General features: G+C 65.6%; 13 protein-coding genes. 9 read left to right on the top strand and 4 right to left on the bottom strand.

Translation table 11 applies throughout. The annotated features are described in order from the left end of the window. The first annotated feature begins 365 nt into the window (after nt 1–365). The 5 genes from purU (at nt 366) to GRB80_RS10335 (ending at nt 5,796) form a co-directional block, all read left to right on the top strand. Entirely contained in the window at nt 366–1,220 is an 855-nt protein-coding gene (gene purU / locus GRB80_RS10355) for a formyltetrahydrofolate deformylase (RefSeq protein WP_132042582.1), read from the top strand. A 12-nt stretch (nt 1,221–1,232) separates the two neighbouring features. Beyond that, the gene (locus GRB80_RS10350; RefSeq protein ID WP_161423537.1) at nt 1,233–1,904 is read left to right on the top strand and encodes an energy-coupling factor ABC transporter permease; all 672 of its coding nucleotides are present in this window, start codon (nt 1,233–1,235) and stop codon (nt 1,902–1,904) included. 5 nt (nt 1,905–1,909) lie between these two features. Then, on the top strand, nt 1,910–3,274 hold the full coding sequence (locus GRB80_RS10345) for an MATE family efflux transporter (protein WP_161423536.1): 1,365 nt from the start codon (nt 1,910–1,912) through the stop codon (nt 3,272–3,274). 99 nt (nt 3,275–3,373) lie between these two features. Then, the gene (locus tag GRB80_RS10340; RefSeq protein ID WP_161423535.1) at nt 3,374–4,555 is read left to right on the top strand and encodes an acyl-CoA dehydrogenase; all 1,182 of its coding nucleotides are present in this window, start codon (nt 3,374–3,376) and stop codon (nt 4,553–4,555) included. A gap of 35 nt (nt 4,556–4,590) precedes the next feature. Then, complete coding sequence (locus tag GRB80_RS10335; protein ID WP_161423534.1) at nt 4,591–5,796, top strand: CaiB/BaiF CoA transferase family protein; 1,206 nt, start codon at nt 4,591–4,593, stop codon at nt 5,794–5,796. An 86-nt stretch (nt 5,797–5,882) separates the two neighbouring features. Here GRB80_RS10335 and ppsR read toward each other — a convergent pair whose 3' ends face one another. Then, nucleotides 5,883–6,716, bottom strand: coding sequence for a posphoenolpyruvate synthetase regulatory kinase/phosphorylase PpsR (gene ppsR, locus GRB80_RS10330; protein WP_132042592.1), 834 nt, complete (start codon nt 6,714–6,716; stop codon nt 5,883–5,885). A 427-nt stretch (nt 6,717–7,143) separates the two neighbouring features. Here ppsR and ppsA point away from each other — a divergent pair, with 427 nt between their 5' ends. Next, nucleotides 7,144–9,516 (top strand): phosphoenolpyruvate synthase, encoded by a 2,373-nt coding sequence (gene ppsA / locus GRB80_RS10325; protein ID WP_161423533.1) that lies wholly within the window; start codon nt 7,144–7,146, stop codon nt 9,514–9,516. Nucleotides 9,517–9,613: 97 nt separating this feature from the next. Here ppsA and GRB80_RS10320 read toward each other — a convergent pair whose 3' ends face one another. Then, nucleotides 9,614–10,459, bottom strand: coding sequence for a glycine betaine ABC transporter substrate-binding protein (locus GRB80_RS10320; protein ID WP_202597206.1), 846 nt, complete (start codon nt 10,457–10,459; stop codon nt 9,614–9,616). Between the two features lie 184 nt (nt 10,460–10,643). Between GRB80_RS10320 and ggt the strand changes: the two genes are divergently transcribed. Continuing rightward, a complete protein-coding gene (ggt, locus tag GRB80_RS10315; protein ID WP_202597205.1) occupies nt 10,644–12,479 on the top strand; it encodes a gamma-glutamyltransferase in 1,836 nt (611 codons plus the stop codon). Nucleotides 12,480–12,516: 37 nt separating this feature from the next. Here the strand turns inward: ggt and GRB80_RS10310 are convergent, their stop codons facing one another. Further along, complete coding sequence (locus tag GRB80_RS10310) at nt 12,517–14,415, bottom strand: glycerophosphodiester phosphodiesterase family protein (RefSeq protein ID WP_161423530.1); 1,899 nt, start codon at nt 14,413–14,415, stop codon at nt 12,517–12,519. Between the two features lie 30 nt (nt 14,416–14,445). Beyond that, a complete protein-coding gene (gene rraA, locus GRB80_RS10305) occupies nt 14,446–14,973 on the bottom strand; it encodes a ribonuclease E activity regulator RraA (protein WP_161424311.1) in 528 nt (175 codons plus the stop codon). A gap of 111 nt (nt 14,974–15,084) precedes the next feature. Here rraA and GRB80_RS10300 point away from each other — a divergent pair, with 111 nt between their 5' ends. Continuing rightward, nucleotides 15,085–16,056, top strand: a complete 972-nt coding sequence (locus tag GRB80_RS10300; RefSeq protein ID WP_161423529.1) for a YbgA family protein — start codon at nt 15,085–15,087, stop codon at nt 16,054–16,056. 25 nt (nt 16,057–16,081) lie between these two features. Further along, nucleotides 16,082–17,299, top strand: a complete 1,218-nt coding sequence (locus GRB80_RS10295; RefSeq protein WP_161423528.1) for a methyltransferase — start codon at nt 16,082–16,084, stop codon at nt 17,297–17,299. The last annotated feature ends 4 nt before the right edge of the window (nt 17,300–17,303 follow it).

Below are 17,303 nucleotides of genomic sequence, written 5' to 3'. Positions count from 1 at the left end.
TTGCATCCTTCACCCTGTGATCGCTTCCATATCAACCACATGCATTGTAGCTTATTCAGTTACGACTGTAGTACTAGGCTGTCGCAGAAGGTAGTACCGCTCAAGGCTGATCCGGCGACAGGCCTGCGAGGGGGCGCTACGAGTACTTCCCTGTAGGCTACCTCGGCCATCCCTGGGCCTCGGACCCCCTCTACGACCTGCCCCCGGCGCCTTTCGCTGTCAGTCTGGAGATAACTGCGATAGCCCTGAAGTGCAGGCACTACACCATCAATGTCCTGGTGCTCTTCTGGTTTGTGCTTGTGCGTGCCGGAAAGCGCTGCATTCGCTACACTGTCGCGCCCGTTACGCCCAGCCTGGAGCCTGTGATGTCACATTACTATCGTCTGGTGGTTTCCTGTCCCGATCGAGTGGGGATCGTTTCCCGCGTCTCCGGCTTTATCGCCGGCCACGGCGGTTCGATCACCGAGGCCAGCCAGCACTCCGATCTCGAGTCGGGGCGTTTCTTCATGCGCTACGAGATTCTGGCCGACTCCATCGGCATGCCGCCCGAGACGCTGCGCGAGGCGTTTCGCCCCATTGCCGAGGAGTTCGACATGACCTGGGCGCTGGCCGATACCCGGCAGCGGCGACGGGTGGTGCTGATGGTATCGAAGGCGTCACACTGCCTGGTCGACCTGCTCTACCGCTGGACCGCCGGGGAGATCGACTGCGAGATCGCGGCGGTGATCTCCAATCACGAGACCATGCGGGGCCTGGTCGAGTGGCACGGTATCCCCTATTACCATGTGCCGGTACCCTCGGATGAGAAGCAGGCCGCCTTCGATGAGGTGGAGAGCATCGTCGAGGAGGTGCGCGCCGACTGTGTGGTGCTGGCGCGTTATATGCAGATCCTGCCGCCGACGCTGTGCGAGCGCTATGCCGGCCGGGTGATCAATATCCATCATAGCTTTCTGCCCAGCTTCGCCGGCGCCAAGCCGTATCATCAGGCCCATCAGCGGGGGGTCAAGCTGATCGGTGCCACCTGCCACTATGTCACCGCGGAACTCGATGCCGGGCCCATCATCGAGCAGGATATCCATCGTGTCAGCCACTGCCATACCCCCGACGACCTGGTGCGCTTCGGTCGCGATGTGGAGAAGGCGGTGCTGGCGCGAGGGTTGCGCTGGCACATCGAGGATCGCGTGCTGATCCACGGCAACAAGACCGTGGTCTTCGCCTGACCGGGAGACATCATGTCCTTCTCCGAACCGGTGTTGGCGCCCTGGCTGCTGGTGAGTGCCAGCCTGGTCGCCCTTGTTCTGCTGGGATTGGCCCTGGCCCAGCGCCCGTGGCGGATGCTGCTGGCCGATAGCGGGTTGCAGCATCGCTGGCTGGCCGCCACCGTGGCGGTACTGTTGATGTGGCAGCTGCGCGCCCAGGCGGTGGACTGGCTGACCCTGCACCTGATGTTTACCGCGCTGCTGGTGCTGGTGTTCAAGGCGCCGCTGGCGCTGCTCTCGCTGCTGCTGGTCAATCTGGCGATGGTGGTGACCGGTCGGGTGGATTGGACCCTGCTGGGGGTCAACCTGCTGGTGACCGGTGTCATGCCGGCGCTGACCATGGTGCTTGTCTGGCGGCTGGTGGATCGTTACCTGCCCGACAACCTGATGGTGTTCCTGTTTGTCTGCGGCTTCTTCGGTGCCGCGCTGTCCTCGCTGGCCGCCGGTCTCTCCGCGGTAGGCTTGATGCTGCTCGGCGCCAGTGATGCCCATGCCCTCTATCAGGCCCTGGAGTACGCCCGCTTCCTGCCACTGCTGATGCCCTCGGAGGCGTTCATCACCGGCATGCTGATGAGCATACTGCTGGTCTACCATCCGCACTGGGTGGCGACCTTCAATGATCACCGTTACATCGATACCAAGTAGGCCCCATGAGTGCATCCTCTAGCGTGGCGCCGCGTCGACCGGCTCGCCGCGAGCTGCTGGAAGGTCCCATCGCCGCTACCTTGCTGAGAAAGACCCTGCCGGTGATCGGCGGCATGATCGCCATGCTCAGCTTCAATCTGGTGGACACCTGGTTTATCTCGCGGCTGGGTACCGAACCCCTGGCGGCGGTGTCGTTCACCTTTCCGGTGGTCTTTACCGTGATCAGCCTGGCCATCGGGCTGGGCATCGGCACCTCCGCCGTGGTGGGGCGGCGGCTGGGGCGTGGCGAATTCGAAGTGGTGCGACGGCGTGCCACCGATGCCGCCCTGCTGGGGCTGATGGTCGGCCTGGTCATGACCCTTCTGGGGTTGGCGAGCCTTGAGTCGCTGTTTCGGCTGTTGGGGGCCGATGACGTGCTGATGCCGCATATTCGCGACTATATGGGGGTCTGGTACTTCGGGGCCGCGGCGATGATCGTGCCACGCGTGCTCAACAGCCTGCTGCGGGCCCACGGCAATACCGCGACCCAGGGCGTGATGATGGCGCTGGCCGCCGTGATCAATGTGGTGCTGGACTGGTGGCTGATCTTCGGCGCCGGGCCGCTGCCGGCCATGGGAGTCTCCGGGGCGGCCCTGGCCACGGTGCTGAGCTGGGGGCTGATGGCGGTGGCCCTGCTCTTCCAGCGCGAGCTGCGTGGCCTTATCGATATCCGCGGCATGACCCGCCGTGGTGTGCTCGAGTCCTGGCGGGAGCTGGGGCGCATCGCCGGCCCCGCGGCGCTGACCAGTGTGTTCACTCCGCTGGCCATGGGGTTGCTGACGCGTATCGTCGCCGGCCATGGGCACGATGCCGTGGCCGGCTTCGGTGTCGGCACGCGCCTCGAGGCGTTCGCCCAGATCGCCGTGCTGGGACTCTCCATGACTCTATCGCCCCTGGTCAGTCAGAACGCCGGTGCCGGCCAGTATGTTCGGGTGCGTCGTGCCATCTTCGGCTGCTTCGTGTTCGTGCTCGCCTGGCAGCTGCTGGTCTGGGTGGTACTGCAGGCGCTGGCCCCCTGGTTGGTGACTGCCTATGCCGAAAGCCAGGCCGTGGGCGAGGTGCTGCGACACTTCCTGTGGCTGGTGCCGCTGGGGCTGGGTGCCCAGGGCGTGGTGATCCTGGCGGTATCTTCCTGCAATGCCCTGCATCGCCCTTCCCGGGCCATGCGGCTCTCGGTGGTGCGGCTGTTCGTGCTCAGCGTGCCCCTGGCCTGGGTGGGAGGGCGCCTGGCCGGCACTACCGGCGTTTTCGCCGGCATGCTGATGGCCAACCTGCTGATGGCAGCGATCGCCTGGTGGCAGACGCGGGTGGTCCTCTCCCGTTACCGGTAGATTTTTTTATCGCCAAGGGGCTTGGCAGGCTCGCGGTTCTGCACTACATTTGATGAAAATGTAGACATTAAAGCCCGATCACGCCACCGAGGACACCCCATGAGCCAGATCACCCCCCTTACCTGGGACGACCCCTTCCGCCTCGTCGACCAGCTCTCGGAAGAGGAGCGCATGGTCCAGCAGACCGCCCAGGATTACTGTCAGGAGAAGCTCCTGCCGCGGGTGCTGGAGGCCAATCGCCACGAGATCTTCCATCGCGAGATCATGAGCGAGATGGGCGAGCTGGGCCTGCTCGGTGCGACCATCGATGGCTATGGCTGTGCCGGCCTCAACTACGTCAGCTATGGGCTGATCGCCCGCGAGGTGGAGCGGGTCGACTCCGGCTATCGCAGCGCCATGAGTGTGCAGTCGAGCCTGGTGATGTATCCGATCCATGCCTTCGGCAGCGAGGAGCAGCGCGAGAAGTACCTGCCCAGGCTGGCGACCGGCGAGTGGGTCGGCTGCTTCGGCCTGACCGAGCCTGACCACGGCTCGGACCCGGGTGGCATGTCGACGCGCGCCGTTCGCACCGAGAATGGCTGGCGCCTCAACGGGACAAAGACCTGGATCACCAACTCACCCATCGCCGATGTCTTCGTGGTCTGGGCCAGGGACGAGGAGGGGGTGATCAACGGCTTTATCCTCGAGAAGGGCATGCCGGGTCTGACTGCGCCCAAGATCGAGGGCAAGTTCAGCCTGCGTGCCTCCATCACCGGTCAGATCGCCATGCAGGACGTGGAGGTCTCCGACGCGCAGCGCCTGCCTCACGTCAAGGGGCTGAAGGGACCGTTCTCCTGTCTCAACCGGGCCCGCTACGGCATCGCCTGGGGCGCCATGGGCGCTGCCGAGGCGTGCTGGCACGCCAGCCGCGACTACACCCTGGAGCGCAAGCAGTTCGGTCGCCCCCTGGCCGCCAACCAGCTGATCCAGAAGAAGCTCGCCGACATGCAGACCGAGATCACACTGGGCCTGCAGGCGGCGCTGCGGGTGGGCCGCATGATCGATGATGGCCAGCTGGTGCCCGAGACCATCTCGCTGATCAAGCGCAACAACTGCGGCAAGGCCCTGGATATCGCCCGGGTGGCCCGCGATATGCACGGCGGCAACGGCATCTCCGATGAGTATCATGTGATTCGCCACGTGATGAACCTCGAGGCGGTCAACACCTACGAGGGCACCCACGACGTCCACGCCCTGATCCTGGGCCGTGCTCAGACCGGTCTGCAGGCCTTTACCGGTTAAGCCCGAGTGAGCTGAGAGCGAGCAAGGAGCTGCAGATGAGTGGACCGCTTGAGGGCATCACGGTGCTCGATATGTCACGGGTGCTGGCGGGCCCCTGGGCGGGCCAGCTGCTGGCCGATCTGGGTGCCCGGGTGATCAAGGTCGAGCACCCCGAGCGGGGCGACGACACCCGCGGCTGGGGACCGCCCTGGCTGGCCGAGGAGAGCGAGCGCGACCGAGTCGCCGCCTACTACCTATGTGCCAACCGCGGCAAGCACTCACTGGCCGTGGATATCGCCTCCGAGGAGGGTCAGGCGCTGGTGCGCAGGCTGGCGGAAGGCGCTGACATCCTGCTGGAGAACTTCAAGGTCGGTGGTCTCGCCAAGTACGGCCTCGACTATGCCAGCCTGCACACGCTCAACCCGCGCCTGATCGGTTGCTCCATTACCGGCTTCGGTCAGGATGGCCCCTATGCCCACCGCGCCGGCTACGATTTCATGATCCAGGCCATGGGTGGGCTGATGAGCCTGACCGGGGAGGCCGATGGCCTGCCGATGAAGACCGGGGTGGCGATCACCGATGTGATGACCGGTCTCTACGCCACCGTGGGTGTCCTGGCCGCGCTGCAGGAGCGTGAGCGCACCGGTGTGGGGCGCCATGTGGATGTGGCACTGCTCGATGTTCAGGTGGCCACCCTGGCCAACCAGGCACTCAATGTTCTCGTCAGCGGGAAGAACCCGGAGCGTCATGGCAACGCCCATCCCAATATCGTTCCCTACCAGGTCTTCGCCTGCGCCGACGGGTATCTGGCCTTGACCGTCGGCAACGACGCCCAGTTCGCCCGCCTGGCCGCATTGCTGGAACGCCCGGAGTGGGCTCGCGACCCGGCCTATGCCACCAACGCTGCCCGGGTTGGCAATCGCGAAGTGCTGGTGTCGTTGATCCGGGCGATTCTCGTCACCCGCCCCCGGGATGAGTGGCTCACCGAGCTGGAGGTCCGCGGCATCCCGGCAGGTCCCATCAATACCCTCAGCGAGGTGTTCGAGGATCCCCAGGTGCAGCATCGCGAGATGTATCGCACCCTGAAGCGTGGTGAACTCGAGGTGCCCCAGGTGGCCAATCCGTTGCGCTTCGATGGTGCCTCCGCCACCAGCGAACTGGCTCCGCCGCGCCTGGGTCAGGACAGCGACGCCCTGCTTACCGAGATGGGGCTCACCGCCGATGATATTGCCAGATTAAGAAGGGCAGGAGTCGTCAGGTAGGGGTGAGGTTCGAGGGGCGAGGTTCGAGGGGCGAGCGGGGCCCCTCGAACCTTGTTTCTTGTTTCTTGTTTCTTGTTTCTTGTTTCTTAGCGTGGCGAGAATCGCCGTACCAGCCCCATCTCGGCGATCATTCGGGTGGAGATCTCCTCTACCGAGAAGCGGGTGGTGTCGATAAAGGGGATATGCAGCTGACGGTAGACCCCCTCGGCCTGACTCACCTCCTGAACACACTGATCCATTGAGCTGTAGCGGCTGTTGGGCCGGCGCTCGTGGCGGATTGCCGCCAGCCGCCTGGGATCGATGGTCAGGCCGAACAGCTTGCGCTGGTAGGGGGCCAGCACCCTGGGCAGCTTGAGGGTGCCGTCCTCGTCGAGGTCGTCCTCGGTGAGCGGGTAGTTGGCCGCGCGGATGCCGAACTGCAGCGCCAGGTAGAGTGAGGTGGGGGTCTTGCCGCAGCGCGACACGCCGATCAGGATCACATCGGCCTTGTCGTATTGATGGGTGCGCGCGCCATCGTCATTGTCCAGGGCGAAGTGCACCGACTGGATGCGGTCCATGTAGGCCTCATCCTTGCCGATGGAGTGGGTGCGCCCCACGGTGTAGCTGGAGTGGGTCTTGAGCTCCTGCTCCAGGGGCTCGAGGAAGGTCGAGAAGATGTCGATGTTGAAGCCGTCGGAATCGCTGATGATCTGACGAATATTGCTGTCGACGATGGTGTCGATGATGATCGGTGACTCGCCGTCACGCACCGCCACCCCGTTGATGACCTCCACCAGTTCGTGCGCCTTCTCGAGGGTGTCGATATAGGGCTTGGTGATCATGCGGATCTCGAGGTTCTCGAACTGCGCCAGCAGGCTGCGGCCCAGGCTCTCGGCGGTGATGCCGGTGCCGTCGGAGATAAAGAAGGCGGTACGGGTCATGGTGGATTCGCTTGGTCGATAAAAGCCTCATTGTCGGCCTCCATGCCTTCCACGACAAGCCGCCCCCCAGTGCTATCGCAGATAGCTCGGTAGCCCGGGGCTGATCTGGCGACAAGCCTACGAGGAGGCGCTGTAAACCCCTCCCTGGGCGCTACCGACGCCATCCCTGGCGTAGGACCTCCTCTACGGCTTGTCCCCAGCGCCCCTTGGTTCTCCGGCAACTGCGACAGCCCTGAAGCTGCTCCAGCGCCACACGTATTTGTGCAGCAGACTACAGAATCGCTCGGAAAGTGGACGGTGTTGTAAAAATCCTCCAGTGACTTCGCTATTAGACCAATGGCGAATATTGCGATCGCTTGGTAGAGTCGCCAGCATTCCGTCATGCCCACTGGCATGACGACTCTTCGTCGCTAGCCAAGGGGGTCCCGTGGACGATTACATTCTGTGGTTCGATGAGCTGGGCATGGACGATGTGGAACGCGTGGGGGGCAAGAACGCTTCCCTCGGCGAGATGATCTCCAACCTGGCCGGCGCGGGGGTCACCGTACCCGGTGGCTTCGCCACCACCGCCCACGCCTACCGCGAATTCCTGTCCCACGAGGGCCTCAACGAGCGGATCAACCAGGCGCTGGCCACCCTCGACGTGGATGATGTTGCCGAGCTGGCTCGGGTTGGCGCCCAGATCCGTCAATGGATCATCGACACCCCTCTGCCCCCGACCTTCGAGCAGCACCTGCGCAGCGCCTACGAGACGCTGCTTGCCCGGCATCCCAACCTCAAGGCGGCGGTGCGCTCGTCGGCTACCGCCGAGGACCTGCCCGATGCCTCCTTCGCCGGCCAGCAGGAGACCTTCCTCAATATCGAGGGTTTCGACAATATCAAGCGCGCCGTGCATGAGGTGTTTGCCTCGCTGTTCAACGACCGCGCCATCTCCTATCGCGTGCATCGTGGCTACGCCCACGAGAACGTGGCGCTCTCCGCCGGTGTCCAGAAGATGGTGCGCTCCGAGACCGGTGCCTCCGGCGTGATGTTCACCCTCGATACCGAGTCCGGCTATCGCGATGCGGTCTTCGTCACCGCCTCCTGGGGCCTCGGCGAGACCGTGGTGCAGGGGGCGGTGAACCCCGACGAGTTCTACGTGCACAAGCCGACCCTGGCCGCCGGCCGGCCGGCCGTGCTGCGCCGCAATCTGGGCTCCAAGCTGATCAAGATGGTCTACGGCCAGGAGGCCAGTGCCGGCAAGTCGGTGGAGACCGTGGATGTGCCGCTCAAGGAGCGCGGCCGCTTCTGTATCGATGATGAGCAGGTGATGGCGCTGGCTCGCCAGGCGGTGACCATCGAGCAGCACTATCAGCGTCCCATGGATATCGAGTGGGCGCTGGATGGCGATGACGGCAAGCTCTATATCGTTCAGGCGCGTCCCGAGACCGTGGTCTCCCAGCAGCAGGGTGGCAAGCTCGAGCGCTTCCAGCTCAAGGAGAAGGGGCGCAACCTGGTCAGTGGCCGAGCCATCGGTCAGCGTATCGGCAGCGGTACCGTCAAGGTGGTGTTCTCGCCGGATGACATGGAGAAGGTCAACGCCGGCGATGTGCTGGTCACCGACATGACCGACCCCGACTGGGAGCCGATCATGAAGCGTGCCTCGGCCATCGTTACCAATCGCGGCGGCCGGACCTGCCACGCGGCGATCATCGCCCGTGAGCTGGGCATCCCGGCGGTCGTGGGCTGCGGTGATGCCACCGAGATACTCGCCGACGGTCGCGATGTCACCGTCTCCTGTGCCGAGGGCGACGCGGGCCATGTCTACGAGGGGCTGCTGGCGTTCGACCGCCAGGTCACCAGCGTCGATGCCATGCCCGAGATCCCCTTCAAGATCATGATGAACGTCGGCAACCCCGACCGTGCCTTCGGCTTCGCCAGCCTGCCCAATGCCGGCGTGGGCCTGGCGCGTCTGGAGTTCATCATCAACCGCATGATCGGCGTGCACCCCAAGGCGCTGCTCGACTTCGACACCCTGCCCGAGGAACTGCAGCAGACCATCGAGCTGCGCACCGCCGGCTACAACAGCCCGGTGGAGTTCTATGTCGACAAGCTGGTGGAGGGGATCTCCACCCTGGCCGCGGCCTTCTACCCGGAGCGGGTCATCGTGCGCCTGTCGGACTTCAAGTCCAACGAGTACGAGAACCTGATCGGTGGCAAGCTCTACGAGCCGGGGGAGGAGAACCCGATGCTCGGCTTCCGCGGCGCCTCGCGCTATATCTCTGACAGCTTCCGCGAGTGCTTCGAGCTGGAGTGTCGCGCCCTCAAGCGGGTCCGCGAGGTGATGGGCCTGGACAACGTCGAGATCATGGTGCCCTTCGTGCGCACCACCGAGGAGGCCAGCGAGGTGATCGACCTGCTGGCCGCCAACGGCCTCAAGCGTGGTGACAATGGTCTGAAGGTCATCATGATGTGCGAGCTGCCGGCCAACGCCCTGCTGGCCGAGGAGTTCCTGGAGTACTTCGATGGTTTCTCCATCGGCTCCAACGACCTGACCCAGCTCACCCTGGGGCTGGACCGTGACTCGGGTATCGTGGCGCACCTGTTCGATGAGCGGAACCCGGCGGTGAAGAAGCTGCTGGCCATGGCCATCCAGGCCTGCAAGGCTCAGGGCAAGTATATCGGCATCTGCGGCCAGGGCCCCTCGGACCACCCCGATCTCGCCAAATGGCTGATGGAGCAGGGTATCGATTCGGTATCGCTCAACCCCGATGCCGTGCTCGAGACCTGGTTCATGCTGGCCGGAGAAACCATCGGCTAGGTGTTGAGAAGGAATAAGTGCTAGTTGCGACAATGCCCGGCTTTTGGCCGGGCATTGTCGTGTGGGCTGCCTTAACCCTGCGTAAGGTCAAGCGTGATCAGTCGTCCTTGCCCAGCCACTCCGCGACAAGTTCGGGGTGCGCCTCGACCCAGGCGCGGGCGTTGGCCTCGTACTCGCCGTTGGCCTGGTTGGCTTCCATCAGCTCCTGAACGTCATCGGCGCTCCAGGCGAAGCGGTCCAGGATGGCGGCGGCCTCCGGCATCTCCTCGGCGAGGCCCAGGCGCGTGATGGTGTGGATGCTCTCCTCCTGGGAGTAGAGGCCTTGGGGGTCCTCGAGATAGCGCAGCGACTGTCCCGAGAAGACCGGATGCGGGGCCCAGGCGGTGACGACGATGGGGTCCTGGCGCTCCGTCGCCGCTTCCAGGGTCTTGCTCATGGCCGCATCGCTGCCGGCGACCAGCCGCCAGTCGTCGAGGCCGTAGGCCGCCATGGCTTGCTCGGTCAGGGCCATGATGCCGGCACCCGGATCGATGCCGTGGATGCGCCGATCGAAGGCGTCGCCGGCCTCGGCCAGATCCGCAATGGAGCTCGCCTCGACATAGCTGGGAACGGCCAGGCCGACTCGGGCATCGCTGAGGTTGGGGCCGAGATCCTCGACCTTGTCGCCCACGGAGGCGCGGTAGCTGGCCTGGGTCACCGGCAGCCAGGCGCCGGTAAAGGCATCCAGCTCGCCGACGGAGAGGCCCTGCCAGATGGCGGCCAGGCTTACCGAGCGGATCTCCACCTCATGGCCGGCGTCCTCGAGTACCGCCTTGAGCACATAGGTGCTGGCCTGCCCGGTGGCCCACTCACCGATGCCCAGGCGCAGGGTGTCGGCCTGGGTCATCGGGCTGATGGCGCCGAGCAGCAGGCCGGTGGAAGCGAGCAGCGAACGCAAAGTCATTACAAACATCTCCAGCAGAGGACAGGGGAAGCGGTCGTCGGTCCCTATGATACCTGTTCTCGTGCAATGACGAATCCGCTGGAGTACCTGGAGTGGCATCTCGGCAGCGACAGGGGCGTCGCATGGATCTCCTTCGGCTATGCTGACAGACTCTTTGATCCATCCGATGACAAGGAGCCGTCCCATGGGCACTTCAGCAGCCACGCCCTTCCGCCGCCGACTGCTGTTTCGGCTTGCCATCTCGCTGCTGGTCGGTCTGCCGTTCACCGTCCTGGGTGAGACGGAGTTCGAATATCAGCGTCCTGAGGTCGCGCCGGAAACCAGCTCGGGAAGCGAGGAGAAGCCCGGCTGGGCTACCCGGAAGTTCGCCGTGGCTGCCGCCAACCCGTTGGCCGCCGACGCCGGCTACCAGATTCTCGAGGCCGGCGGCTCGGCCATCGATGCCGCCATCGCGGTGCAGATGGTGCTGACCCTGGTGGAGCCTCAGTCCAGCGGCATCGGCGGTGGCGCCTTCCTGATGTATCACGATGGCGAAGAGGTCATGGCCTATGATGGGCGCGAGAGCGCACCCGCCGCGGTGGACGAGACGCTGTTTCTCGATGGGGAGGGCGAGCCCCTGGCGTTCGCGGAGGCGGTGGCCAGCGGCCGCTCGGTCGGTGTTCCCGGCACCCTGCGCATGCTGGAGATGGCCCACAAGGCGCATGGCAAGCTGCCCTGGGCCGAGCTCTTCGAGCCGGCGATTACCCTGGCCGACGAGGGATTTGTCGTGAGTCCGCGACTGCATCAAAGCATCGCCGACACCGACGCCCTGCGCGACGACGACCGGGCGGCGGAGTTCTACTACACCGCAGAGGGCGAACCGCTGCCACCGGGACACCGGCTCAAGAATCCGGCCCTGGCCGTGACGCTCGATAAGATCGCCGCCGAGAAGAGCACGGCGTTGCATACCGGCAGGGTCGCCGAGGATATCGTGGCGCGGGTCCAGCATCACCCCGATATACCCGGCACCCTGAGTCTCGAGGATCTGGCCACCTACTCGGCGCTGGAGCGCGAGCCTATGTGTACCGACTGGCGGGACTATCGGATATGCGGGTTTCCACCCCCCTCGTCGGGGCACCTGACCATGATGCAGGTCCTCGGCATCATGGAGCAGCTGCCTGCCCTCGAGGTCGATCTGAACGACGGGCTTCCCGGTGTCGAGTGGCTGCACCGCTTCCTCGAGGCATCGCGGCTGGCCTTCGCCGATCGTGGACGCTATATCGCCGACCCGGACTTCGTCGAGGCACCCGGGCAGGACTGGTCGCTGATGCTGGTGCCTGACTACCTGGAGGAGCGTGCCGAGCTGATCGAGGCGGGACAGAGCATGGGCAGCGGTGGAGCAAGCCCGGGCAATCCCGGCAGCCTGGCCACCGCCTGGGCGGTGCAGCCGACCCAGCCCGAGCATGGCACCAGCCATATCAGCATCATCGACGCCCATGGCAATGCCCTGGCCATGACCGGCTCCATCGAGCAGGCCTTCGGGGCACGCATCCTCTCCGATGGGGGCACCGGCATGCCCGGAGGGTTTTTGCTCAACAATCAGCTGACCGACTTCTCCTTCGCCCCCACGGATGAGGAAGGCACCCCCATCGCCAATCGGGTGGAGCCCGGCAAGCGCCCACGCTCGAGCATGAGCCCGACCCTGGTCTTCGATCGCGAGAGCGGTGAGCTGGTGGCGAGCCTGGGCTCCTCCGGGGGCGCGGCGATCATTCACCATACCGCCCGCTCGCTGGTGGCGATGCTTGAGTGGGGACTGAATGCCCAGCAGGCGCTGGACCTGCCCCACGCCATCACCCTGGGCGGGCCGGTCTATCTGGAGGCGGGGCGCTTCCCGGCGGCCATCCAGCAGGCGCTGCGCGAGCGTGGTCACGAGATTCAGGAGCGGGAGCTGACCAGCGGCCTGCAGGCCATCCAGCGCACCGAAGAGGGCTGGTTCGGCGGCGCCGACCCACGCCGTGAAGGGGTGGTGATGGGGGACTAGGGTAGAGGTTCGAGGAGAGAGGGGCGAGGTTCGCCCCCTATTGCCTGAGCCAGTTATGCAGCTTGATCAGCAGCAGGGCGCCATCGCCGAGCTCCCGACGTTCGGCGATCAGCTCCGCGAGGAGGGCGGGGCGGTCGGTGATGATGGCGTCCACGCCCATGTCGATCAGCTGCGACATCCGTGAACGGTTGTTGGTGGTCCAGGCGTGGAGCTCGTAGCCATAACGCTTCGCCAGGTTGACCTCCTGCTCGTCGATGCGGTTGTGGCGCAGGCCCAGGGCATCCAGGCCTCGACGCTCCAGACTGCCGGGCAGGATCAGCTGGGCCAGCAGGGTCACCCGCAGTTCGGGGTAGCGCGTATCGATCATCCGGGCCAGGCTTGGCGACGTGGTGGCCAGACGGATCTCGGCCGTGATGTCGGGGTTGCCGCAGATAGGCTTGGCTCCGATCATCTTCGCCGTTCCCGTTACCCTGTCGGCCAGGCAGCGGTAGCGCGCCGCCTGCTCCTGTCTCAGCTCATCGACCACCGCGTCGACCAGGGCCTGTTCCCGAGCAGGGTCGGTCTTCAGATCGATCATCAGGCCGCTGCGGCCGCGGACCGCAGCCAGCGCTTCATCCAGGCCGGGAATGGTCTCGCCCACGAAGGGGTCGCCGAACCAGCTGCCGATATCGACATTGGCCAGGGTCTCGCGCTCGAGTTCGCCGATCCGCCGAGAGTCGCCGGTCAGGCGCTGCAGGCTGCTGTCGTGATAGACCACTACCTGATTGTCGAGGGTCAGGCGTACGTCGATTTCGACCATGTCGGCGCCATCATCCAGGGCGCGGTGAATCGCCGGCAGGGTGTTTTCGGGGGCGTCCAGGGAGCTGCCGCGATGGGCGATCACGGTCACCTCATCCTGCAGCGTGAAGCTGTTGACGATCAACCAGGCCTGCCATAGCGCGAAAAGCACCACGCCCAGCTCCACCATCCAGGCCAGGCGGCCGGGATGGGCGTCGGCGGGCGGCGGTGCCGGGCGCGCTTGGCGGTGGGTCAGGCGCAGGTAGAGGCAGGTCGAGAGCAGGGCGTTGGCGGCGATGCCGACGAAGGTGATTGCCAGGGTCACCAGCACATAGGCGGTCAGATAGGCCAGGGTGGCCGGGATCAGCACGGCGTTGCGCTCCGGCAGCCACCACAGCAGGGGGGTGATCAGCCAGTCGAAGGCGAGGGTGACCAGGATCGGCAGGATCAGGATCAGTGCCAGCAGGGCAAGGGTGATCACGGCGATGGGGCGCCGCTTCCCGTGCGTCAGCCGGGCGCTGTGCAGCAGGGCGCGACGCGGCGAGAGGGCTTCCAGTGCCACCAGCGGCAGGGCCAGAATCCAGCGCACATAGAGGCAGGCGGCGAGCCATGCCCAGGCCGCCACCAGGGGAAGTCCCAGGGCGAGGAACTGCCAGAGCGCCGGCGGTCTCACACGCTGCACATAATAGGGGTCGAGGCCGCCAAGCAGGGCGCCATGCAGCCAGACCAGGGTGAGGGCGACCGGCAGTATCAGCAGCAGGTGGGTCCCGACCTGAATGACGACCAGCCCGGCCAGCGCCGGTAGCCGATGCAGGGACCACCACAGTGCCTCGAAGGCCAGGCGTACATGACGGTCGCGGGGGCGGGCCGCCACCAGGATCATCCCCGCCTGCTGCAGGTAGAGGACCAGGAAGGTAAGCCCGGTGGCCGCCAGTAGCCATAGGACGCCCGCCGGGCTCAGCAGCAGGTCGAGCAGCTCGGCGCCGCTGATCACCGTGCGCCCGAAGCGACCCACGAGACTGGTCAGGCTCCAGGCCACGGCTGGCAGCAGCAGGCTGGAGGCCAGCAGGGTAAAGAACAGGTGGTAGGCCACCAGCGGGCGCAGATGGTCTCTCAGGCTGCGCAGGAGGTCTCGGCTCAGGCTGGTGAGCGCCAGCATGTCAGGCTCCGGGCGTTCGTCGAGAGGGTATCAGTCGAGGGGCAGGCGCTCGTCGGCGACCAGGATGCCGTTGTTGTCGGCGTAGAGCCACTGGCCGGGGGTGAGGGTGACGCCGGCGAAGGTCACCGGGACATCGCGCCGCCCTTCACCGTGCTTCTCGCTTCTGCGCGGGTGGGCACCGAGTGCCTGTACGCCGAGGTCGATCTCAGCCAGCACATCGACATCACGCACGCAGCCATACAGGATCACGCCGCTCCAGCCGTTACTGGCCGCCTGTTCGGCCAGCATATCGCCGAGCATGGCGCAGCGCTGAGAGCCGCCGCCATCCACCACCAGCACGGCGCCTTCGCCGGGTTCGGCCACGGCCTGCTTGACCAGGGAGTTGTCCTCGAAGCACTTGACGGTACGAATCGGGCCACAGAAGGCCTCGCGGCCACCGAAGTTGATAAACAGCGGGTCGAGGGCGCGCACCTCGGGATGGGCGTCGCAGATATCCGGAGTGACGATCTGGCTCACGGCTGGGCTCCTTGCTTGATGAGGGAGTCCCGATGATGCCATACCGACCACCTGATCAGCATTGGCGGATTGGCGCATGGTGGTATCGGCTATGACACAATAAGAGAATAAACGAGGCCAGGCTGAGAGCGTCGAAGGACGGGGAGCGTGATCATGGGTGACAAGGTGAAGGATGAACAACGGATTCCGGTGGGGATCAGCGCCTGTCTGACAGGGGAGGAGGTGCGCTACAACGGGGGCCACAAGCGATCACGCTACTGCCTGGAGGTGCTCGGTGAGCGCTTCGCGTTCGAGCCCTTCTGCCCCGAGCTCGAGGCGGGACTGGGCGTGCCACGTGAGCCCATCCGCATGGTCGGCCTCGAGGGAGAAGAGCCGCGGGTGGTGGGCACTCGTGACCCCGAACTGGATGTCTCCGAGCGGCTCTCAACGGTGAGCCGTGAGTTCATCGCCCGCCATCGTCATCTGCGTGGCTTTATCCTGATGAAGGGCTCGCCGAGCTGTGGCCTGGAGCGGGTCAAGGTCTACCGTCCCGACAATGGCATGCCCAGCCACTCGGATGCCGGCGCCTTCGTGCGCGAGCTGCGCCGCCACTTCCCAGAATTGCCTCTGGAGGAGGAGGCGCGCATGAACGACGCCGTGCTGCGCGAGAACTTCATCACTCGGGTCTACGCCTACGATGATTGGAAGCGCCATCTGGAGGACACGCCCAGCTATCACGAGCTGCTGCAGTTCCATAGTCGTCAGAAATACCAGTTGATGGCCCACGACGTGGAGGCCTATCGGGAGCTGGGGCGCTATCTGGCCGACGCCAGCAAGCAGCCTCTCGAGGTGTCCATGGCGCATTATCTGGAGCGTTTCATGACGGCTCTGGCAAGACCCGCCACCCGCAAGAGCCACGCCAATGCGCTGATGCATGTCTTCGGCTATCTCAAGACGGCCCTGGATGGCGAGACCAAGCAGGACCTGCTGGCCGCCATCGATGACTACCGGCAGGGGCATGTGCATCTGGCGGTACCGATTCGCCTGCTCAGCCACTATCTGAAGCGGCATGGCTCCGACTATATCCGTGCCCAGACCTACCTGAACCCGCACCCCTACGAGCTGGGGTTGCGCAATACCATCTGATCCTCGACCTGCCCCGGGAGAACCTGTGTCCGATCCGTGGAGTCCGGCCCGGCGCCTCGAGCGCCTGACCGAGCTGCTCGCCACTTGGCGACCGCTATGGCACCCGCTGCCGTTTCAACACCCAGGGCTGCCTTGGTCGGCCGAATGGTCCGCCATGGCCGAGGCGCTGCTGGCGCTCTCCGATGCCGAGGCAGCGCGCCTCCAGGAGACGCCCTTCATTGATTCGCCCCTGGCCGACTGGTTGCCGGTGGCGGAGCTCGAGGCGCTGACTCGCCTGCCGCGGCTGTCGGCGGAGGGGGGGGTGCTGCCCGAGCGCTGGGCGGCGCATATGGGGGGACGCAAGTGGCGCCAGGTTCAGGCCTTCCTGCCCAGGGTACGCCTGCACCAGGGGGAGTCGCCGCTGGAGTGGTGTGCCGGCAAGGGGCACCTGGCCCGCACCCTGGCGCGTCACCACGGCGTCGAGGTCACGGCGCTGGAGTGGGATGCCACCCTGTGCAGGAACGGCGCTGCGCTGGCCGACGCCCAGGATGCGCCGGTGGTGCTGGCCCGACAGGATGTCATGGCGCCGAGCGTCGAGCGCTGGCTGGCGCCGGATTCCCACGCCTGTGCGCTGCATGCCTGTGGGGATCTGCATCGCCGCCTGCTGGAGCGGGTCGTGGACGCCGGGTGTGCGGTGACGCTGGCGCCATGCTGCTATCAGCGCACCGCCGATGCCTGGTATCGACCGCTCTCCCGTCTCGCTGCCGACGGCATGGCGCGCTTCCGGCTTGAGCTTTCTCGGGATGATCTGTCCATGGCGGTTCAGGAGACGGTTACCGCTCCGCGGCATGACCGGCGTCATCGCCGGCGGGCGGGAGCCTGGCGGCTTGGTTTCGACCATTTGCAGCGCGAGGTTCGCGGCATCGACGACTATCTGCCGGTGCCGAGCCTGGCCTATGGCCGCATGCCGGCGACCTTCGAGGCGTTCTGTCGCTGGGCCGCGGCCCGCAAGGGCATCACGCTGCGCGGTGGCATCGACTGGGCCGCCCATGAGGCATGGGGGCAACGCCGCCAGCGGGAGGTGGCGCGCCTGGAGCTGGTGCGTCACCTGTTTCGGCGCCCCCTGGAGGTCTGGCTGGGGCTGGACCGCCTGGTCTTCCTCGAGGAGGCCGGCTATGACGCCGAGCTCGGCACCTTCTGCGAGCGCGAGCTTACGCCGCGTAACCTGCTGATCCGGGCGCGGGGGCCTGCGTTAAAGCGGTAGTCGG

This window comes from Halomonas icarae (assembly GCF_009901955.1).
Taxonomy (GTDB): domain Bacteria; phylum Pseudomonadota; class Gammaproteobacteria; order Pseudomonadales; family Halomonadaceae; genus Halomonas; species Halomonas icarae.
The sequence above is the reverse complement of the archived record's forward strand: the minus strand, read 5'-3'. Positions and strand labels throughout refer to the sequence as shown.